The 20,645-nt window shown below is 69.7% G+C and carries 20 protein-coding genes; 13 read left to right on the top strand and 7 right to left on the bottom strand.

The window, feature by feature from the left end:
• Window positions 1-94 precede the first annotated feature (94 nt).
• The 7 genes from trpS to ACY0I8_RS00675 form a co-directional block, all read right to left on the bottom strand.
• Window positions 95-1,069 carry a tryptophan--tRNA ligase gene (gene trpS / locus ACY0I8_RS00705; RefSeq protein ID WP_459942310.1) on the bottom strand — a complete coding sequence of 325 codons (975 nt, stop codon included), beginning with the start codon at window positions 1,067-1,069 and terminating at the stop codon, window positions 95-97.
• A 248-nt stretch (window positions 1,070-1,317) separates the two neighbouring features.
• Window positions 1,318-2,073, bottom strand: coding sequence for an NRDE family protein (locus tag ACY0I8_RS00700; protein WP_459942309.1), 756 nt, complete (start codon window positions 2,071-2,073; stop codon window positions 1,318-1,320).
• A gap of 104 nt (window positions 2,074-2,177) precedes the next feature.
• Window positions 2,178-3,365 (bottom strand): MFS transporter, encoded by a 1,188-nt coding sequence (locus ACY0I8_RS00695; protein ID WP_459942308.1) that lies wholly within the window; start codon window positions 3,363-3,365, stop codon window positions 2,178-2,180.
• A 65-nt stretch (window positions 3,366-3,430) separates the two neighbouring features.
• Window positions 3,431-4,411: a ketopantoate reductase family protein gene (locus ACY0I8_RS00690; protein WP_459942307.1), complete on the bottom strand. Its 981-nt coding sequence runs from the start codon at window positions 4,409-4,411 to the stop codon at window positions 3,431-3,433.
• Window positions 4,408-5,037, bottom strand: a complete 630-nt coding sequence (nth, locus tag ACY0I8_RS00685; protein WP_461393157.1) for an endonuclease III — start codon at window positions 5,035-5,037, stop codon at window positions 4,408-4,410. The genes ACY0I8_RS00690 and nth overlap by 4 nt, the downstream gene beginning before the upstream one ends.
• Window positions 5,030-5,644, bottom strand: coding sequence for a DUF2062 domain-containing protein (locus tag ACY0I8_RS00680; RefSeq protein WP_459942305.1), 615 nt, complete (start codon window positions 5,642-5,644; stop codon window positions 5,030-5,032). The genes nth and ACY0I8_RS00680 overlap by 8 nt, the downstream gene beginning before the upstream one ends.
• 8 nt (window positions 5,645-5,652) lie before the next feature.
• Window positions 5,653-7,395, bottom strand: a complete 1,743-nt coding sequence (locus ACY0I8_RS00675) for a glutamine-dependent NAD(+) synthetase (protein WP_459942304.1) — start codon at window positions 7,393-7,395, stop codon at window positions 5,653-5,655.
• A gap of 455 nt (window positions 7,396-7,850) precedes the next feature.
• Between ACY0I8_RS00675 and ACY0I8_RS00670 the strand changes: the two genes are divergently transcribed.
• The 13 genes from ACY0I8_RS00670 to ACY0I8_RS00610 all read left to right on the top strand — a co-directional run bounded on the left by ACY0I8_RS00670 (window position 7,851) and on the right by ACY0I8_RS00610 (window position 20,419).
• Window positions 7,851-9,206 carry a Do family serine endopeptidase gene (locus tag ACY0I8_RS00670; protein ID WP_459942303.1) on the top strand — a complete coding sequence of 452 codons (1,356 nt, stop codon included), beginning with the start codon at window positions 7,851-7,853 and terminating at the stop codon, window positions 9,204-9,206.
• A 309-nt stretch (window positions 9,207-9,515) separates the two neighbouring features.
• On the top strand, window positions 9,516-10,859 hold the full coding sequence (locus tag ACY0I8_RS00665; protein ID WP_459942302.1) for a PAS domain S-box protein: 1,344 nt from the start codon (window positions 9,516-9,518) through the stop codon (window positions 10,857-10,859).
• Window positions 10,860-10,936: 77 nt separating this feature from the next.
• Window positions 10,937-11,254, top strand: a complete 318-nt coding sequence (locus tag ACY0I8_RS00660) for an Hpt domain-containing protein (protein WP_459942301.1) — start codon at window positions 10,937-10,939, stop codon at window positions 11,252-11,254.
• The gene (locus ACY0I8_RS00655) at window positions 11,251-11,610 is read left to right on the top strand and encodes a response regulator (protein WP_459942300.1); all 360 of its coding nucleotides are present in this window, start codon (window positions 11,251-11,253) and stop codon (window positions 11,608-11,610) included. Before ACY0I8_RS00660 ends, ACY0I8_RS00655 begins: the two co-directional genes overlap by 4 nt.
• A gap of 1 nt (window position 11,611) precedes the next feature.
• Complete coding sequence (locus ACY0I8_RS00650) at window positions 11,612-12,055, top strand: response regulator (protein ID WP_459942299.1); 444 nt, start codon at window positions 11,612-11,614, stop codon at window positions 12,053-12,055.
• Window positions 12,056-12,107: 52 nt separating this feature from the next.
• A complete protein-coding gene (locus tag ACY0I8_RS00645; protein WP_459942298.1) occupies window positions 12,108-12,479 on the top strand; it encodes a PilZ domain-containing protein in 372 nt (123 codons plus the stop codon).
• Between the two features lie 224 nt (window positions 12,480-12,703).
• Window positions 12,704-14,713, top strand: coding sequence for an NAD-dependent DNA ligase LigA (ligA, locus tag ACY0I8_RS00640; RefSeq protein ID WP_459942297.1), 2,010 nt, complete (start codon window positions 12,704-12,706; stop codon window positions 14,711-14,713).
• A gap of 66 nt (window positions 14,714-14,779) precedes the next feature.
• Window positions 14,780-15,541: an enoyl-CoA hydratase/isomerase family protein gene (locus tag ACY0I8_RS00635; protein ID WP_459942296.1), complete on the top strand. Its 762-nt coding sequence runs from the start codon at window positions 14,780-14,782 to the stop codon at window positions 15,539-15,541.
• 5 nt (window positions 15,542-15,546) lie between these two features.
• On the top strand, window positions 15,547-16,815 hold the full coding sequence (locus tag ACY0I8_RS00630; protein WP_459942295.1) for a YihY/virulence factor BrkB family protein: 1,269 nt from the start codon (window positions 15,547-15,549) through the stop codon (window positions 16,813-16,815).
• On the top strand, window positions 16,812-17,489 hold the full coding sequence (locus ACY0I8_RS00625) for an HAD family hydrolase (protein WP_459942294.1): 678 nt from the start codon (window positions 16,812-16,814) through the stop codon (window positions 17,487-17,489). Before ACY0I8_RS00630 ends, ACY0I8_RS00625 begins: the two co-directional genes overlap by 4 nt.
• Window positions 17,490-18,056: 567 nt before the next feature.
• On the top strand, window positions 18,057-18,959 hold the full coding sequence (locus tag ACY0I8_RS00620; RefSeq protein ID WP_459942293.1) for a DUF362 domain-containing protein: 903 nt from the start codon (window positions 18,057-18,059) through the stop codon (window positions 18,957-18,959).
• Window positions 18,956-19,189, top strand: coding sequence for an RNA-binding S4 domain-containing protein (locus tag ACY0I8_RS00615; RefSeq protein ID WP_459942292.1), 234 nt, complete (start codon window positions 18,956-18,958; stop codon window positions 19,187-19,189). Before ACY0I8_RS00620 ends, ACY0I8_RS00615 begins: the two co-directional genes overlap by 4 nt.
• Window positions 19,190-19,333: 144 nt before the next feature.
• Window positions 19,334-20,419 carry a TRAP transporter substrate-binding protein gene (locus tag ACY0I8_RS00610; RefSeq protein WP_459942291.1) on the top strand — a complete coding sequence of 362 codons (1,086 nt, stop codon included), beginning with the start codon at window positions 19,334-19,336 and terminating at the stop codon, window positions 20,417-20,419.
• The last annotated feature ends 226 nt before the right edge of the window (window positions 20,420-20,645 follow it).

Below are 20,645 nucleotides of genomic sequence, written 5' to 3'. Positions count from 1 at the left end.
AGGGTTCGAGGGCTGACTGCGGACCGGCGGTCCCCGATACCCGGCGGGGTTATACCCCGAACGTTTGACCATGTCAAAAGAAGTTTGAAGCGATCTATGCCACGTAGGCCAATCCGGTCTTTCGCCGGACCACCTCCATCGTCTCCCGGGCCACCTCCCTCGCTTTGCGCGCCCCCTCGCGAAGGATGTCGTTGAGGTCGTCGGGCCGCGCCCGGAGTTCCTCGAACCGGGCCCGGTGGGGGGCGAAGTACTCCCAGATCACGTCGATCAGCTCCTTTTTCACGTCGGAGTATTTGAGCCCCCCGGCCAGGTAGCGCTCCCGCAGCGCCCCCGCCCCGGGTTTGTCCAAGAACAGGCGGTAGATCGCAAACAGGTTGCATTTGTCGGGGTCCTTGGGGGCCTCGATCGGGGTGGCATCGGTCACGATGGACATGACCCTCTTTTTCAGGGTCGCCCGGTCCGTGAAGATGTCGATGGTGTTCCCGTACGACTTGGACATCTTGCGGCCGTCGGTGCCGGGGATCACGGCGACCTCGTCGTCGATCTCGGCCTCGGGAATGACGAAGGTCTCGCCAAAGGTGTTGTTGAACTTCTGGGCCAGGTCGCGCGTGACCTCGAGGTGCTGTTTCTGGTCCTTGCCCACGGGAACCACATGGGACTGGTAGAGCAGGATGTCGGCGGCCATGAGCACCGGGTAGGCGAAAAGTCCGTGGTTGGGCTGGAGCCCCTTGGCCACCTTGTCCTTGTACGAATGGCACCGTTCCAGAAGGCCCATCGGGGTGAGGGTCGAGAGGACCCAGGTCAGTTCCTGGACCTCCACGACGTCGGACTGGACCCAGAAGGTGGCCTTCTCGGGGTCGAGCCCCAGGGCCAGGAACGCAGCCGCGGCGTCCCGGGTCCCCTGGGCCAGGGCGGCCCCGTCTGTGACCGAGGTCATGGCGTGGTAGTTGGCGATGAAGCAGAAGAGATCGGCCTCGTTCTGGTAGGCGATCATCTTTCGCATCATGCCGAAGTAGTTGCCGATGTGGAGCGCTCCGGAGGGCTGGATCCCAGAGAGCACGCGTTTCATCGTTGGACCTCCTCGATCGTCGGCGGGAAAGGATGGCGTGTTCCGCAAATGAAGCGGGCCGCGTTCTCCGCCCGGGGAGCCCGCGGCCCGTCTGGCCCGGCCGCGGGGGTCGTCCCGCGGCCCGAAGATCGACGCATCACGCCGGCCGGCCCTGCGGGTCCCGGGTCCGCCAGCGCCACCAACCGTTCCGGAAGGATGCCTCTCGTGTCGTCATGGCGCGTGGAGATAGCAGGTTCAACGCGCGGGTGTCAACCACCCCGGGCCGGCTCCCTCGGGACCGGCAGCGCGTCCTGCCATTCGGTGCGGCACGGTGGGCCGGGGGCGAACCAGAATCCCGCGAGCCTCCCTGACGAATCCAGGTGGATCGCGCTCGCCGACGAGGTGCCGAACCGCGACCCCGGCTCCGGGTGAATGCACAGCGGGGTCGCCCCGGGGGCGTCCACCCCGTGGTCCGAAAGGAACGAGAACAGGGCCCCGGGCGACGGGTCCCCCCGGGCCGCGAGGTCTTCCATGCGGCGAAGAGACCGGCGGGCCTTGGGGTCATCGGGGTCCCGAAACCGGGCGTTGGTGATCACGTGGCACCCGGGCAGAAGTCGGTAGGTCAGGGTGTTGCCGGGGGAGTGGTCCACCACGAAGGCCCGCTCCGCGTCGGCGATCAGGAGCGTGTAGGACTTGCAGGCCGGCGCAACCCACTCGGCGAACCGGCGGGCTTCGTCGGCCGAGGCGTGGCGAAGGGTTTCCAGGACCACGGTTCCCCGACTGCAGGCGCTGGGCCCCTTGGCCAGGGTGCCCTCGTGGTTGGCCAGGGTCACGAGGAGGCCGGCGTCGAGGTTCACCCCGAGCCAGGTTCCCCCGGCCACCCGGTCCCGGGGGCCAACGATCCGTGGGGTTTCCACGAGCACCGTCGGGGGATCCCAGGCCCGGTCGAGGTTCTCGTCGCGGTTTCCGGCGAAGACCACCGGCCGTTCTGGAAACACTTTAAACCAGAGATGCAGCGTGCACACGGGAACCTCCTTCGCGTCGCCCCCGACCGTGGTGATCCCAAAGAACCAACCACGGGGTTTGCCCGATCACCTGCTCTCGCCCCGGCCTCCACCTGTCCCGGGAATCAGCCCCCGCCCGGGCGGTGTGCCGGCAGGCGGACCCGGGCGCGCCAAAGGGCCGCCCCGGCCAGCGCCGTGGTGGCGGCCGAGAGCCCGGCGGTGGCCGCCTCGCCGCCCCAGGCCCAAAGGGGCGCGCCCAGCAGCGCCCCCGTCATGCGCCCCAGGCCGAGCACGGCGAAATAGGCGCTGAGGAGCGTGGCCCGGCTCCGGGGGGCGATCTCGGTGCACACGGAAAACGAGGTGACCACAGTGAACTCGAAGCACAGGAATAGGGAGAACACGGCGCCCAGGGCCAGGCCGAGCGACCCGAGCGCGAGGGGGAGGAGCCCGTAGGCCGCCGTGGCCAGGGCGGTGCCCCAGCCGAGCGCCCGCGTAAGTCCGATCCGATCCGAGAGGGCGGCCGTGAGCCCCTCGCCCGAGAGTTCGGCGAGCCCCACGGCAACGGTGCTGGCGCCCAGGGCCGCAAGCCCCAGGCCGAAGCGCTCCTCCAAGATCGCGCCGTAGACCACGAACAGGTTGTCGTTGGCGAGGCTCAACAGAAAACCGAACGCGAGCATCCCCCGGGCCTGGGGGCTCCGGAGCACCTCGGACCAGACGCGCGCGACCGGCCGGCCGGCCAAGGGGCCGGGATCGGGAAACGCCCAGGCCAGCCCGGCCACCCCCACGGCCGCCAGGACCGCCAGGGCGCCAAAGGACCACGGCCACCCGGCGCTGGCCGCCACCCAGCCCACGGCCGGGATCCCCACGAGAGTGCTCCCCGCCCAGGCCGTTTCCACGAACCCCACGGCGCGCCCACGGTGGGCCAGGCCCACCCGGTTTCCCACGTGGGCCTGGATCGCCGGGTCGAACAGCGCTTTACCGAACGACGCCAGAATCACCCCGGCCGCCACGGTCCCGTACCCCCCCACGACGGCCGCGCCGGCCATCCCCGCGGCCGTGAGCCCGGCGCCCAAGAGCAGGAGCGCCCTGGGGCCCCGCCGGTCGGCCAGGGGCGCCCCCAGGGGGCCGAGCAGCGATACGAGTTGCGAGGCGGCGATGAGCGCGGTGACCGCGGCGAGCGACACCCCCAGGTGCCGAGCCAGGTCCGGGGCGAAGGGGTAGGGCAGGCGGCGGGCCGTATTGATGACGGTCCGGGCGGCCACGGCCACGAGCAGGGCGGCCCAAAGGGGCGGGATGGGTCTCGGGGCGCGCATGGCCGCCGATTGTGCCCGACCCCCTCGGCCGGCGCCAGGGGCGGACGCGGCCTCGGACACGGCGCTCATCCGCGGGGACCGCGGAGGCGCTCCTCCAACGACCGCACCAGAAGCGAGACGGCCCGGTGGGCGGGGCAGGGAACGCCGAGCCGCTCGCCTTCGGCCACCACGGCCTCGTTCAGGGTGCCGATCTCCGTGGGACGGCCGGCTTCCACGTCTTGGAGCATGGAGATCCGGTTGTCTCCCACCCCCTCCAGGGCCCACCGGCTGAACCCGCCGGGGTCGTCGAGTTCGGGAAACGCGATGCCCCGGGCCCGGGCCACCCGTGCCGCCTCCTCGGCCAGGAGGTCGACCAGGCGGCAGATCGAGGGGCTTTCCAGCATCTCGCGGCCGGTGCGGCCGGTGATCGCGGCCACGGGGTTTGTGGCCACGTTGGCGATCAGCTTCTTCCACCGCACGGGCTCGACGTCCTCGACGAGCTCCACCCGTTCGCCGGCCCGTTTGAGCCGTTGGGCCAACGATCCTACGGCCCGGGGCACCGCCGGGCTCGCCGGGGGGAGATGGGGACCGATGGTGAGGAGCGGCCCCTTGCCGCCTCGGTACCGCACGGTGCCGTCGGGCCGCCTCTCGGCGCTGTGGGCCGTGATACCCCCCACGATCCTCTCGGCTCCCCACCGGGCTGCCAGGGTCTCGAGGTTTCCGAGGCCGTTTTGCACCGACAGGATCACGGTGTCGGGACCCACCAGGGGGCCGATGTCCTCCGCCGCGGTCGCGGTGTCGTAGCCCTTCACGCACACCTGAACCACGTCCGCCGGTTCTTCCGCTTCGAGCGGGTATCCCGACAGGGCGGTGCCGAGAACGTGTTCCCGGCCGTCGGGGAACACCACCGGCCGCCGCTTCTCCCGGAGTTCCGCCAGCCGCGCGGGGTCCTTCTCGACCCCTAGCACCCGGCAGCCGGCCCTCTCGTAGATCGCCGCGAAGGTGCTTCCCAGGGCCCCCATGCCGACCACCGCTACCCGGGAGCCGGCCGTCCCGTTCCGGGTCATGCCACCCCCACCTTGGGGCACAGATGGGCCACGGGGCATGGGCCGCATTTCGGCTTCCTCGCCGTGTAGAACTCCCGGCCGAGGTAGGTCAGCAGGTTGGAGAACGCGACCCAGCGGTCCCGGGGCAGGAGGGCCTCGAGGTCTCGCTCGATCCGGTCCGGCTGGGTGTGGCGCGTGAGCCCCAGTCGGTGGCTTACGCGCTTCACGTGGGTGTCCACGAACACCCCCGGCACCCCGAGGCTGTTGCCCAGAACCAGGTTCGCCGTCTTCCGGCCCACGCCCGGCAGGGTGGTGAGTTCCTCCACGGTCTCGGGGACCCGGCCACCGAACCTCTCCACGATCTCCCGGCAGCAGGTCTGGAGGGTTCGGGCCTTCTGCCGGTAGTACCCCGTGGGCCGGATCGCGGCCTCGATCTCCTCGAGCGGGGCGGTCGCGAAGGCCTCGGGAGTGGGAAAACGGTCGAACAGGGTCTGTGTGACCCGGTTCACCCGGTCGTCCGTGCACTGGGCCGCGAGGATCGCGGCCACGAGCAGGGTGAAGGGGTCGCGAAACCGAAGGGCCGTGGTTTCCGGATACCGTTCCCGGAGGATCCGGTCGATCTCTGCCGCCCGTTCTCGCTCATCCATGGCCACCTCCGCTCGCCGAGTCGTGGACGCCGGTGCCATCGCTTGGCCTGTGGGATGGGGAGGCGAGGGACTCACGGTACCACCCGTGGTGGGGGCTCCATTTCCATCTGTGCAACCGGTTCGCCTTGCGGTGCTTCACCTTGAGGCGATACGCGATCACCGCTTCGTAGGTGATCCACCAACCGAGGGCGGCCACCGGGATGCCCACCACGAAGCCCCCAATCCAGAGGGGGGCGAAAATGTGGTGGGTGAGGTTTCCCACATCGGTCAGCGCGTGCCAGAACCCCTCGGGGGGGCGCAGGGGCATCCCGAGGATCCACGCGCCCACCGAATAAGTGAGGGAATAGATCACGGGAGCGGTCAAGGGGTTGGTGATCCAGACCCCCAGGGCCGCGGCCAACTTGTTCTGGCCCAGGAGGGTGGCCAAAACGACTGCGATGACCATCTGGAACCCCATCGTGGGCGAAAACCCAACCAGCAGCCCCAGGGCCAGGCCAAACGCCACCTCCCGAGGTTTGCCGTGGAGGCGGACGCACCGGTAGTAGAGATACTTCGTGGTCTTCTCCCACCCCGGCCGTTGCCGTTTTCGGCGCACCAACGCGGACATGGCGGCTGTCAGGTCCCGGGCCCCTCGGGCCAGGGACGAAACCGGTTCGTGATGGGAAACCGCCGGTCCTTTCCGAACGCCCGCGGCGTGATCTTCACGCCCGGGGGGGCTTGGCGGCGCTTGTACTCGTTTCGGTCTACCAGGGCGACCACCCTGCGCACCACCTCCCGCCCGAACGCGGCCTCCAGGCTCTCCACCGGCCGGTCGTCCTCCACATAGGCCTGGAGGATGGGGTCGAGGATGTCATAGGGCGGAAGGGAGTCCGTGTCTTTCTGCCCGGGCCGCAGTTCGGCGCTGGGCTCCTTCGTAAGGATGGCCTCCGGGATCCAGGGCCGGCGGGCCTCGGCGTTGCGCCAGCGGGCCAGGCGGTACACCCAGGTTTTCGTCACGTCCTTGAGCACCGCGAACCCACCGGCCATGTCCCCGTAAAGCGTGCAGTAGCCCACCGAGGTCTCGCTCTTGTTCCCGGTGCTCAGCACGAGCCAACCGAACTTGTTCGAAAGGGCCATGAGCAGGGTGCCCCGGATCCGGGCCTGGATGTTCTCCTCGGTGACGTCGGGCTTTGTTCCCTCGAACGCGGGAGCCAGGGTGTCGAGGAAGGCGTCGAACACCCGCCCGATGGGGATCTGGAGGAACCGGATCCCGAGGTTTTCGGCCAGCGCCCGGCTGTCCTCGACGCTTCCGGCGCTGGAGAACGGGCTTGGCATGGTCACCCCCACCACCCGGTCCGACCCTAGGGCGTCCACGGCCACCGACGCCGTCAGCGCCGAATCGATGCCGCCGCTCAGCCCGAGCACCACCCCCCGGAACCCGTTTTTCTCCACGTAGTCGCGGCAGCCCAGGACGAGGGTGCGGTAAATCTCCTCCTCCGGCCCCGGAAGTTCGATGGTCCGGTGGGGAAGGGCCGGCTTCGCGGCCGGCGGTAGCGGGGGAAGTTCCTCCACGCCCGCCAGGGGCACGGCCGAGGACTCCCGGCGCACGGCCACCCGGCGGCGGGGATCCCGGAGGCGCTGGTTCAGAACCTCGGCCGGGTCGATGTCCACGACGAGGTAGTCCTCCTCGAACGGAAGACCCCGCGCGATCACGTTCCCCCGGGGGGAGAGCACGAGCGAGTTCCCGTCGAACACGAGCTCGTCCTGGCCGCCCACCAGATTGCAAAACGCGATCGCGGCGGCGTTGTCCGAGGCGCGGGTCGAGAGCATGGTCTCTCGGAACTGCACCTTTCCGGCGTGGTAGGGCGAGGCCGAGATGTTCACGAGGAGTTGGGCGCCGCCCGCCAGGGCCTGGGTGCGGGCCGGGCCGCCCGGGTACCACATGTCCTCGCAGATGGTCACCCCGAAGGCGCATCCGTCCAGCCGGAACACCCGGGTCTCGTCGCCGCGCTGGAAGTAGCGGTGCTCGTCGAACACCCCGTAGTTGGGGAGGATGCACTTCTTGACTACGGCCCGGAGTTCGCCGTTGTGGAGCACGGCCGCCGCGTTATAGAGGTCGTCTTCCCGATGGACAAACCCGACCACGGCGCAGAGCCCCCGGGACGCCTCGGCGAGTTCCTCGAGGGCCTTCAGGTTCTCGTCCACGAACGAGGGCTTGAACAGGAGGTCTTCTGCGGGGTACCCCACGAGGGCACACTCGGGGAACACGGCGAGATCGGCCCCCAGGCGCTTGGCGTGTTCGATCCCCTCCCGGACCTTTCGGGCGTTTCCCTCGATGTCCCCCACCGTGGCGTTCATCTGGCAAAGGAAGATGCGCATCCCTGGACCTCGGGCACTGGGGCGGGCCGACGATGGGGGCGCGAAGCGGGGCTCTCGGGCCCGTCTCCGGAAATCCCCCGGAAGATCCCTACACTACGCAAAACACCGACCTCGTTGCAACGGCGTTGCCCCCCGTCGGAACCGGTGATACGGTCCGGAGTTTGGGGCTGCAGGACGACGGCGGGCCCGCGGCGAAGACTCCGGTGGGCTGGGAGGCGGCCTGCTCGCCACAGCAGACCGCGTTCGAGGTTCGATCACGTGGTGGGCCGCCGGGGTGCGGGCCAAGGCACCGGCGCCCGCAAGACCGGCGGCCGTGGACCGAAGTTGCCAGAGAAATGTACCACGGAGGACACGGAGAACATGGAGGCACGACCCCTTTTCCCGTCACCGGCCGGAAGGGAAGATTCGCCGCCCGGAAGCCGGTGACCCAAGGCCTGGCGAGGGAGGAATCCACGTTGCGAAAGGTCAGTTTCGGAGCGTTGGGGGTTCTTGTGGCGTTTCTTTCCGCCGTCTCGTGGGCGGCGAACCCGCGGGAAACCCCGGTGGTGAGGGCCGTGCGCAAGGCGAGCCCCGCGGTGGTGAACATCTCTACCGAGATCGTGACCCGGGGAAGCCCCTTTGCCGGCTTGAATCCGTTTTTTGAGGAGTTCTTCCGGGACTTTTTCGGGGGACTTCCGGAAACCGCCCGGAAAACCCGGAGCCTGGGGTCGGGGGTGATCATCGCGGCCGACGGCACGATTCTCACCAACGAGCACGTCATCGCCAACGCGAGCCGGATCACCGTGACCCGGGCAAACGGGGAGACCTACGAGGCCCGGCTCGTAGGGGCCGATGGGCAGACCGACGTGGCTGTTCTCCGGGTCGATGCCAAAGGGGATCTTCCGGTCCTCGAGATGGGCACCTCCGCCGATCTCATGATCGGGGAGACCGTGATCGCGATTGGGAACCCCTTTGGGCTCTCCCACACCGTGACCACCGGGGTCGTGAGCGCCGTGAACCGAACGATCCGGGGCGACAACGACCGGGTCTACACCGACTTCATCCAGACCGACGCCTCGATCAACCCCGGGAACTCGGGCGGGCCGCTTTTGAACATCCTCGGGGAACTTATCGGGGTGAACACGGCCATCTACCAGAAGGCCCAGGGCATCGGGTTCGCGATTCCCATCGACAAGGCCCGCCGCATCGTCGAGAACCTCTTGGAATACGGCACCGTGCACCGGGCCTGGCTGGGGGTGCACGTGCAGGACCTTACGCCCGACCTGGCCCGGTATTTCGGGGTGCCCCAGGGGGTTGTCATCACCCGGGTGTTCGAGGGCAGCCCCGCGGCCGAGGCGGGGCTCGAGCGCGGCGACGTGATCGTCCGGGTGGACGGCCGGGCGGTGGAGGACCGGGAAACCTTTTTCCAACGCCTCGCCGGCTACACGGCGGGCAGCCGGATCCGGATCGACGTGGTGAGCCGGGGGGCCGAGAAGCAGGTGGTGGTCGAAGCCCGTGAGATCCCGGACGCGTATGTGGAGTTCCTAGGGCGAGAATGGCTGGGGGTCGAGGTGGTGCCCAACTCGCTGAGCCTGGCCCGACGGTACGGGCTCTTCACCGACCGGGGTCTCGTGGTCACCAAGGTCACCCCCGGCTCGGCGGCCGCCCGGGCGGGCATCGAGCCGGGCGACGTGCTCCGGCAGATCAACGACCGGCCGGTGGACGGGCTCGACGCGTTCCGGGAGGCCCTGCTCGCCGCGAGCCAGCGCGAGACCGTGGTTCTGGTGGTGCAGCGGGGCCGAACCGCCTACTACGTGACCTTGACCCCCTAGTGAGGCGTTTCCGAGGTCCCGTGGTTTTCCCGAGGGGTGGGGCCGTGGGGCCGTTCCTTCGCTGAACGGCCTCGCGGGGGCCGCCTCGGCGCGTGAGGGCACGCGCCGCGGCCGCTCCCCTGGCGCCGGGCGGCCCGAACGGCTCGGCCGTCGCGCTTCGCCGGGCCTCCCAGCCCCACCGGGGCAATTTGCTGACCTTTTTGCGAGACAAAACACGAGCGCAGAACCCTACGCCGGCGCCTGCCGGTTGCCACGGGCTCCGTTCCCGCTATCCTCCCCCGGAGGGACGGGTACCGGGAGGAGACACGGATGGACGAACGCAAACTGCGCAGGTGGCACCGGTGGGTGGGGATCGCGGTGCTTCCCCTCGCCGCGATCCAGGTGGTGAGCGGGCTGTTCCTCGGGCTCGGCCGGTTCGGCCGGGTGCGGGATGCGGTGTCCGGGTATTTTCAAGACCGGGGCTGGGACGCGCCGCTCGCCTTCTGGGATTTCGTGACCTTCGAAGCCCATTACGGCGGGGGCACACTCGGAAGGACCCGTCTCCTCCTTCTGGGCGGCGGGTTGCTGTTTCTCCTGGCTTCCGGGGCGATCCTGTTCGCCAGGGTTCAGGGGCGGCTGTGGGGCCGCCCCCCGGCGCAGCCGATCCCGGCGCACCCCCAAACCTTCGCGGCTCGCCGCCGGGTGTACGTGCTCCTCGGGGCGGCCGCGGTCGGGTTCGGGGTGCTGGTGGTGACCGTGCTCTCCCAGGGGCTTCGGATCAGTGCCGTGTTTGCGCCGGCGATGCACGCCCTCTCCCGGGCGGCGGTCCACGTGTCGGGATCCCACCGCGTGCTGGAGGAGCTCCTGGTGGGCGACCCGGAGGCCCGGCTCGACCGGGTGTGGGACGAGTTGGAACGGGCCGGCGCGTACCTGGAGGCGGTCCGCGAGGGCCGCACCCTGGGTGGGGTGACGTACCTTCCCGCGCCCTCCCCGGAGGCCCGCCGCCGGATCGACGGGGCCATAGGGGCCTTGGGGGGGCTTCGGGATCTGACCGTCGAGCGGTTTGTGGTCGGCGAGGCGGCCGGTTCGGCGTTGGACCAGCGGTACGACCGGGTCTTCGAGGGGTTCCAGGACTCCGTCCAGGGGGTGGAGCAGGCGGTGTTCGACGGACTCCGGGACGCCCAGGAGAGGCTGGTTTCCACCCATCTCGCCCTCGGAGGGGCGTGTCTCGTGCTGGTCCTGTGGCTGGGGATCGAGGCCCGGCGGTACGACGAACAACGGGCCTCGTACCTGCGGGAGGTGGAACGGGGCCGGGACCGTCTGGAACAGGAACGGGCGTTTCTCGAGCAGGTCGTCCAGCAATCGGCCGACCCGCTGCTCCTGTTCGACCGAGACGGGACCGTGCTCGAGGCCAACGAGGCCGCCTGCCGCTGGTTGGGGTACGAGCGCGGGGAGTTGATCGGCAAGGGGTGGGACGATCTCGATGCGACCCACTCGTTCGCCGTCCTGAAGGGGGACTGGGACCGGCTGGAGCCGGGGGCACCTTCGTCGCTGTGTCACGCGGTGCGGACCCGGGACGGGGGGGTCCTGGAGAGCGTCTCCAACCAGGGGGTGATCCAGGCCGGCGGGGACCGGTGGGTGGTGTGCCTGCTCCGGCCAGCGGAACGGGCCTGATCCAGGGCTCAAGGCCCGGGGCGCCGGTGCCGATCAGGACGGGGTCGGAAAACCCCGTGGGGGCGCGGAGGACCGTCGTGGACCGAGGACCCGTTTTGGATTGGGAGGGCGCTCTGGCCCGGGTGGGGGGGGACGAGGAGTTCTTGGGGGAGCTGGTGGGCTGTTTTCTCGTGGACCTTGACGGGTACGTTCGGGACCTGGTGGGGGCATCCCCCGGCCCGCAGGCCCGGGCCGCGGCCCACCGCATCAAGGGGGCGGCCCGGAACATCGGGGCCGAGGCCTTGGCCGAGGCCGCCGAGGCGGCGGAGGGGTCGGAAGGCGCCCCGGAGGACGTCACGGCCGTGGAGCGGGAGGCCGATCGCCTGCGGCGGTACTGGAAGGAGCGCGCCGGATGAGGGTGCTCGTGGCGGACGACGACGCCATCTCTCGGAGGGTCGCCACGAAGATCCTCTCCGACCTGGGGTGCGAGGTGACCGCGGTGGACGGCGGCCTGGCGGCGTTGGAGGCCATGAGTCTCGACCCGCCCCACGTTCTTCTCACCGACTGGGTCATGCCCGACCTCGGGGGTGAGGACCTGATCCGGATGGCCCGGGCCCAGGGGTTCCAGGGCACGATTTGGTTCGCCTGCCCGCGGGAGGGGGCGGAGAACCGCGAGGCGGGCCTGGCCGCCGGGGCCGACGCCCCGGTCCACAAGCCCTTCGACCGGGACGAGGTCGCCCGGCTCCTGGCGGATCTTACCAAAGGAGGGTAAGGTGTCAGCCATCCTCGTGGTCGACGACGTTCGGGTCAACCGGCTCATGCTGGTCAAGGGGCTCGCCCCCTTGCCCGCGATCGAGGCCGAGGATGCGGCCGAGGCCCTGCGGCTGTTCTTCGAGAGGCGCCCTGCGGTGGTGGTCCTGGATCTCGGACTCCCCGACGTGGACGGGGTGACCCTTCTTCGTATCATCCGCCAGCACGACCGGCGCTTCGGGCAGGAGACCCCGGTGGTCGTGGTGAGCGGCGAGGGAACCCGGGAGCACGTGGTGGAGTTGGCCCGGCTGGGCATCCACGGGTTTTTCGTCAAGCCCGTAAACCCCGCGAAGCTGGCCGAGAAGGTACGGGAGCTCTGGCCCGGGGCGGGGGAGGACGAGGAGGGGGCGGAAGAGGACGAGGAAGAGTCGGGGGACGAAGAGGGGGAAGAGGCCGCGGCGGAGTGACGGGCCGGTGCGGGGGTTGGCCTTCCTCTCCGGCTTCGGGTTCTGGAACGCCATGACCAAACTGTATCCGATTCAGCGGCGGTACCCCAGGGCCGCCATCGAGGGCGCGACCCTGGTGCGGTGCGACCGCAATCCCGTGACCGAGGGGTTCACGAAGACCCGGGTCATCGGCCTGGGGGGGTGCGGGTTCGAAAGCGACGAAACCCTGGGCATCGGGCGCCTGGTGGAGTTGTGGATCAAGATCCCGTCGGCGGAGCAGCCGGTACGGGCCCTCGGCCGCATCGTGTACGAGCGTTCCCTCTCGCCCGGCCGTTACGAGGTGGGGGTGGAGTTCCTCCGGGTGCCTGCGGAACACCGAGAGGCCATCGCAAAGCTCTTCCCCGCCCCGGAATCCCGCGGGGACGAAACCTCCCGCTCCGCATGACTCCCCAAGGTCTGGCGCCCCTCGTCCCCGCCCGCTAGAATCCCGCCGTTCGTACCGTTCCGCCGCGTCCATGCCGATGCTGGGAGGGGGATCGAATTCCGGGTTCGACCCGGGCAGACGTGCCTCCCGCAGCTTGGGGCGGGCAGCAACGCCGCAATTCCGCGGGCTTTCAGCCGCCCCAGCCGCCGGGCCGCCCAGCAGGAAGCCGTATGAAAGGGTGCAACATGGTTCCCGAACCGGTGCGCCGCCGCGCCGAGGAGTTGCGCCGGCTCCTCCACTACCACAACTACCGGTACTACGTCCTCGACGCCCCCGAGATCCCCGACGAGGAGTACGACCGCCTGTTCCGGGAACTCCAGGACCTGGAGCGGCGGTACCCCGAGCTCGTGACCCCCGATTCGCCCACCCAAAGGGTGGGGGCGCCCCCGCTGGACGCCTTCGAACCGGCCCCCCACGCCGTGCCGATGCTCAGTCTCGAAAACGCGATGGACGAGGCGGAACTCCGGGAGTTCGACGCCCGGATCCGCCGATTCCTCGGGACCGAGGAGCCCCTCGTCTACTCCTGCGAGCCGAAGTTCGACGGGCTCGCGGTGGAGCTCACGTACGAGGGCGGGGTGCTCGTGAGGGGGGCCACCCGGGGCGACGGGTTCGTCGGGGAGGATGTGACCGCGAATCTCCGCACGGTCAGGACCGTGCCCCTTCGTCTCCTCGGCGATCCCGTTCCGAGGTTGGTGGACGTGCGGGGCGAGGTGGTCATGCCGGTGGAGGCGTTCCGGCGGCTCAACGCCGAGCAGGAGGAGGCGGGGCTCGCCCCGTTTGCCAACCCGCGAAACGCGGCCGCCGGGTCGGTGCGCCAGCTCGACAGCTCCATCACGGCCCGCCGCCCGTTGGAATTTTTTGCCTACGGGGTTGGACGGCTCGAGGGGGTGGCCGTGGCGACCCAATGGGAACTCATGGAACGCCTGGCCGGGTGGGGATTTCGGGTGGCCGAGCACCGTCGCCGGGCGAGGGGGATCGAGGAGGCGGTGGAGTACTGCCGGCAGACCGAGGCCCGCCGCGACGAGTTCCCCTACGAGATCGACGGCTGCGTGATCAAGGTGGACGATGTCGGGCTCCAGGAGAAGCTCGGTACCAAGGCGCGCGCGCCCCGGTGGGCGGTGGCGTACAAATTCCGACCCAGGCAGGCGGTGACCCGGGTGCTCGACATCGTCCCGAGCGTGGGCCGTACCGGGGCCATCACCCCCGTGGCGGTGCTCGAGCCCGTGAACGTGGGGGGGGTCACGGTGAGCCGGGCCACCCTGCACAACCCCGACGAGATCGCCCGCAAGGACGTCCGGATCGGGGACTGGGTGGTGGTCCAACGGGCCGGCGACGTGATTCCCGAGGTGGTGCGCCCCCTGGTGGAGCGGCGCACGGGCGGGGAACGGCCCTTCGTGATGCCCGAGCGGTGTCCGGTCTGCGGGGCCCACATCGAGCGGCCTCCGGGCGAGGTGATCCCCCGGTGCACCGGGTTGAGCTGCCCGGCCCAGATCAAGGGCCGCATCCGGCATTTCGCCTCCCGCAGGGCCATGGACATCGACGGGCTCGGCACGAAGCTCGTGGACCAGTTGGTGGACCGGGGACTGGTGCGCGACCTTTCGGATATCTTCCGGTTGCGGGTGGAGGACCTCGTGCCCCTAGAGCGCATGGGGGAGAAGAGCGCCCGAAAACTCGTGGAGTCGATCGACCGCGCCCGGGAGCGGGATCTCGCGCGGTTCGTGTACGCCCTGGGGATCCGCCACGTGGGCGAGGCCACGGCCCGGGCCCTGGCCGAGCGGTTCGGCACCCTGGAGGCCCTCATGGACGCGTCGGAGGAGGAACTCCTTGCGGTTCCCGACGTGGGGCCCGAGGTGGCGGCGAGCATCCGGTCGTTCTTTTCCGAGCCCAGGAACCGGGAGACCCTCCGGAAGCTCCTGGAGGCCGGGGTGAGGCCGATCCCGGTTCGGGGCGGCCCGCCTCGGGGCCCGCTGGCCGGGAAGACCTTCGTGTTCACGGGAACCCTGGAATCCATGACCCGGGACGAGGCGAAGGCGCGGGTGGAGGGGCTGGGGGGCAAGGTGTCGTCCTCGGTGTCCCGGAAGACCGACTACGTGGTCGTGGGCGCCGATCCGGGCTCCAAGGCCGAGAGGGCCCGGCAGTTGGGGGTGAGGACGCTGACGGAGGACGAGTTCCTGGCCCTGATCGGGACGCGGTGAACCGCGGACCGACGACCGCGGACGGCAGACTGACGACCGACGACCGAAGTTGCGAAAGGAGACCCGATGATCCGCACCGAACGCGACGGGGGCGTCGCCACGGTATTCCTGGACCGTCCCAAGGTGAACGCCCTTTCGCCCGAGTTTCTGGAGGCGATCCAAAGGGGCCTGGAGGAGGCCTGGTCCGACCCCCGCGTCCGAGCCGTGGTGCTCGCGAGCGCGCAGGACCGGGCGTTCTCGGCGGGGTTTGATCTGCGGGCCCTCGACGCCCTCCAACCCGAGGCGTTTGCCCGGTTTTTCGGAACCTTTGCGCTGTTGTATCGGAAGGTCGCCTGGGCCCGGGTGCCGGTGGTGGCGGCCGTGGGGGGGCACGCGCTGGCGGGCGGGGCCATCCTGGCGCTCGCGTGCGAGCGCCGGGTGTTCGGAACGGGGGAGTGGGGGTTCGGCCTCACCGAGGTGGACCTGGGGCTTCCCCTGCCGGGCGGGGTGATGGAGATGCTCAAGGCGGAGGGAGACGCCCGCACGGCGTACGAGCTGGCCGCCATGGGGCGGGTGCTCCGGCCCAACGAGGCCTTTGAGCGGGGCATCGCCCACCGCCTCGTGCCGGCCGACGAGGTGCTGGCCGCCGCCCGGGAGGAGGCGGCGGCGCTCGCGGCCAAGCCACCCCGGGCCTTGGCCGCCCTGCGGGAGGCCCTGCGCGCCCCTCTCGTGGCCCGCATGGAGGATGCCGATCGCGACGCCGGGGCCGCCTTCCTGGATTGGTGGGCCTCTCCTGAGGCCACCGAGCGGCGCCGCAAGGTGCTCGAGAGGCTGGGGAAGGGAGGCTAGGATCTGTGCGAAGGCCGGCACCCGACACCCGGCGGCCGAGCCTGGCCGAGCGCCTGGAGGCGTTCCTCTGGGACTCGGCGGGTACGGGCCGGTTCGCGTCGGTCGTGCGCACCGTGCTCATCACGGGCTGGAAGTTCCGGGCCGACCGCGGGTTTCTTCGGGCCTCGGCGCTGACCTATTCCACGCTGTTGAGCCTGGTGCCGCTTTTGGCCCTGGCGTTCTCGGTGCTCAAGGGGCTCGGGGTCCAGCGCCGGCTCGAGCCTCTGATCCTTCGGCACCTGGCCGCGGGCAATACCGAAATCGCATCGCGCGTTCTCGAGTACGTCGAGCGCACGAAGGTGGGCTCCCTCGGGGCGGTGGGGCTTGTGGCGCTGATCGTGACCGCCGTCGCGGTGATCGGGAACGTGGAACTCAGCCTCAACGACATCTGGCAGGTGCGCCGGGGCCGGTCGCCCGTGCGGAAGGTGGCGGACTACCTCTCCATGCTGATCCTGGGGCCGGTGCTCCTCTTCGCCTCGATCAGCCTCACCACAAGCCTCCAAAGCCCGGCGGTGCTGGAACGGCTCCAGGTACTCGGGCCGGTCCTCCGGGGGGGGCTGCGGCTCCTGCCCTTTGCCGCGGTGTGGGTGGCGTTTACCGCGCTCTACGTGATCCTTCCGAACCGGAAGGTCCCGATCCGCTCCGCCCTGGTCGGCGGCGTGGTGGCCGGCACGATGTGGCAGGTGGCCGAGTGGGCTTACATCGAGTTCCAGATCGGGGTGGCGAAATACAACGCCATCTACGGGGCCATGGCGCAGTTGCCCCTTTTGTTCGTGTGGCTCTACTTTAGTTGGTGCATCGTGCTCTGGGGGGCCGAGCTCGCCTTCGTGCACCACCTGCCCGGCAGGGGACGCTACCTGCGGTCGCGCCACGAACTGTGGGTGCCGCGGTTGGAAGGGGCGCTGGCGTTTCTCGTGCCCGTGGCCGCTCGTCACCTGGCCGGGGAGCCAGGGCCCACCGAGGGCGAGGCGGTGGCAGCCACCGGGTTTGACCCGGCCGACGCGGGACGGGTGCTCGACCGCCTGCTGGAGGAGGGGTGGCTCGTGCAGACGCAGGAAGATCCGCCGCGCCTCGCGCCGGGGCCGTGCCCCGAGCACGTCCCGGTTGCCGAGCTCCTCGCGTCCATACTCCGGGTGGGCGAGGGGGGGGACGTACCACAGGCGGTTCGCGCGGCCCTGGAGCGGGAGTTCGGGGACCGAACCTGGGCCGACCTGTCTCGCCGGGAAGCGCCGTGACCGCAGTCTGGGCCTTCGACCTCGACAACACCCTCTACCCGGCCGAATGCGGGCTGTTCCGGGAGGTGGACCGGCGGATCCGTCGGTTCATGGCAGAGCGGGTCGGCATCCCGCCGGCCGAGATCCCGGGGCTCCGGGCCGAGTACAAGCGCCGCTACGGCGTGACCCTGGGGGGACTCCTGGCCCATCACGGGGTGGACCCCGAGGAGTACCTGGCCTACGTCCACGACGTTCCCGTGGAGCGCTATCTCCAGCCCGACCCCTCACTGGCCGAAAGCCTCGAGGCCCTCCCGGGGGAACGGGTGATCTTCACCAACGGGTCCGTGGGCCACACCCGGCGCGTGCTGGAGGCTCTGGGCGTCGCCCCCCTCTTCTCGGCGGTCTTCGACATCGCGTTCATGGGATACGTGCCCAAGCCCCGCCCGCAAGGGTACGAGCGGCTGCTGCGGGCCCTGGCGGTGGCCCCGTCGCGGTGCATTTTGGTGGACGACCTGCCGGAGAACCTGGCGACCGCCAAGGCCTTGGGGATGCGGACCGTCGGCGTGGGCCCCGCGGGGCCGCGGGACGGGCATCCCTGGGTTGCGAGCCCCCGGGAGTTGCCCCGGGTCTGGGAGCAGGTGCTGGGCGACGGCGGTTCCCCCGAGCCCTCACCGCCCACCGGACAGCCCGGCTGAGCCGCGACCCGGACCGACGGTTCGCAGAGGGGACCTCGCGGGCGGAAACCCGTTCGCGACGCTCTTGGGGCCCTACGAGCCGCAAGGTAGCACCCGGATCAGGAACGCGATGAGGAAGCGGTGACCGTGTCAGGAGTCAGTGGACAGACGACAGAAGACAGGGGGTTCTCTGACCTCTGACTTCTGAATTCCGGCCCTTGATACGGCAGCCGCTCCCACAGGTTTGGACAGCCGCCGACGCTGGAATCCCAAAGGATTTTGGCGTCCTAGCATCCCAGCCTCCCAGCGTCCTAGCAGGAAGTTACTTGGATAAAGGTTGAGGTAAGCTTTGACGCCGAGATCCGGATGGTTTCCCGCTGGCAAGCCGCCAAGCCGCCCCATGAACCCCTACGAGACCCTGGTCGCCCGCCTTACCACCCTGGCCATGGGCTATCCCCCCCGGGAGGTCCTGTTGGAGATCCTGCGGGAGACTTTTTCGGAGGAGGAGGCCCGGGTGGCGTCGTTTCTTCCGACAGGGGTGCCCCCCTCGATCCGGTCCCCGCGGAACGGGTGGCCCAGGAGGCCGGGATGGGGCCCGGGGAGGTTCGGCGGGTGCTCGACGGGTTGGCCGAACGGGGGATGATCTACCGTCGGCGGACCCCCTCCTCGGCCGTGTACGCCCTCCACCAGGTGGGATTCGGGTTTCCCCAGACGTTCTTCTGGGCCGGCGAAGATACCCCCCACGCCCGCCGGATGGCCGAGTTTGTGGTGAAGTACTTCAACCGCCACGTGACCCGCGAGGCCTATGCGGCCGCGCCCACGAAGCCCTACCGGTATGTGCCCGTGGGCGCCTCCATCCGCCCCGAGCGCCAGGCCGTGCTGCCTCACCACGCCATGGACCCCATTCTGGCCCGGGCCACCCGGTTCGCGGTGGCCCACTGCCCCTGCCGGGTCACGGCGCGGTTGCGGGGCCGGCCGTGCCCCCACCCGGAGGAGGTGTGCCTCAAGTTCGACGAACTGGCGGAGTACCTGATCGATTCCGGGCTGGGCCGCGAGATCTCCCGGGACGAGGCGCGGCACCTTGTCGACCGGGCGGCCGGGGCCGGACTCGTCCACTTCGTCGACAACGCCCGGGATGGCGTGAAGCACAACTGCAACTGCTGCGGGTGCGCCTGCTGGAACGTGGGGAACCTGCGGCGGCGAAAGATCCCCCGGGACGTGCTGATGGCCGTGTATTTCCTGCGCCGGACCGACAGGGACGCCTGTACGGGTTGCGGGGCCTGCGCCGAAATCTGCCCGGTGGCCGCCGTGGAGATGGGGGCCGAGGGGCCCGAGGTGGACCTCGAGTGGTGCATCGGGTGCGGGGTATGCCACACCGTGTGTCCCACCGAGGCCGTGTATATGGAACCACGGTGCGACCAGCCCGAGGTGCCCGAGACCTTCGCGGCCCTCCACCGCCGGATCCTCGCGGAGAAGGGGTTGATTGGGTGAAACAGATCAGCATTACCACGGAGTGGATTCGGCTCGACCAGGCGTTGAAGTCGGCCGACTGGGTCCAGACCGGGGGCGAGGCGAAAATCCGGATCCAGGCGGGCGAGGTCCGGGTCAATGGCGAGGTGGAGACGCGACGCGGCCGCAAACTCCGGCCCGGCGACCGCGTAGAGTGGCAGGGCCGTCTGTCTGAGATCGCGGCCGCGGCCGGGGGCGCAGGGGAGGAGTAGGGGGGCTTCGGGATCGCCACCACCCGACGACCGACGTCCACAGACCTCCTCTTCGTTTGAAGCGACGAAACCTTGACACCGACCCCCCGTTCGGGTATTTGCAAAACGTCGTTTTTGGTTTCCCCCCAACCAAAGGAGGTCTCCATGGAACGCCGCAGTTTCCTCAAGAAGGCCGGTGTCGCTGCTGCCGCCGCCGGCGCGGTCACCTTCGGGAAGGCCCCCGCGGTCATCGCGGCCAAGAAGTACAAGTGGAAGATGGTGACCACGTGGCCCCCCCACTTTCCGGTGCTGGGTGAGGGCGCCGACCTGCTGGCCAAGTGGGTCGAGGAGATGAGCGACGGCCGGCTCAAGATCCACGTGTACGGCGGCGGGGAGCTCGTGCCGCCCCTGCAGACCTTCGACGCGGTGAGCCAGGGCACGGTGGAGATGGGGCACGGGGCGGCGTACTACTGGGCCGGGAAGATGCCGGCTTCCCAGTTTTTCGCGGCGGTGCCCTTCGGGTTCAACGCCCAGCAGATGAACGCCTGGCTCTACGGCGGCGGGGCCTGGGACCTGTGGAGGGAACTCTACGCGGCCTTCAACGTGGTGCCGTTCCCGGCCGGGAACACCGGCGTGCAGATGGGGGGCTGGTTCAACAAGGAGATCAACTCGCTCGAGGACTACAAGGGCCTCAAGATGCGGATCCCGGGCCTCGGGGGCAAGGTGGTGGCCAAGGCCGGTGGAAACGCGGTGCTCGTGGCCGGTGGCGAGATCTACACGAACCTGGACCGGGGCGTGATTGACGCCACCGAGTGGGTGGGTCCCTACCACGACCTCAAGATGGGGTTCTACAAGGCGGCCAAGTACTACTACTACCCGGGCTGGCACGAGCCGGGCACGGTGCTCGAGTGCATCGTCAACAAGAAGGCCTGGGAGAGCCTGCCCAAGGACCTCCAGGCCATCGTGGAGACGGCCTGCTGGAGGTCGAACATCTGGATGCTCTCGGAGTTCGACGCCAAGAACAACGACGCCCTCCAGGAGTTGGTGCAAAAGCACGGAGTGCAGCTCCGGCGGTTCCCGGACGACGTGCTCAAGGGCTTGCACAAGCTCGCCGAGGAGGTCCTGGACGAGGTCGCGGCGTCGGACGCCATGAGCAAAAAGGTGTACGAGCACTTCAAGGCCTTCCGTAAGAAGGTGGACGCCTGGACCGACATCTCTGAGCGCAGCTACCTGGAGGCCCTGCGGCTGTAGGCTTCGGGCAGTGCAGGCACGAAAAAACGGGCGGTCCCACGAGGGGCCGCCCGTTTTTCGTGTGCGCTTTCCGGCCTTCTAGCTTGTGTCCGTCCGGAAATTCGAGATTTGGCCGTACAGGCCCGACCGGCCCGAGGGGTAGGGTTTACCCCGGTGGGCCGATGAGACGGTGACGAGTCCGAATGCGACGGTCTATTTCATCTGCTGAAAGAAATCCCGCGCTCGC

The organism is Deferrisoma sp. (assembly GCF_054681715.1).
Note: the sequence above shows the minus strand (reverse complement) of the source record. Positions and strands in the feature narration are given on the sequence as shown.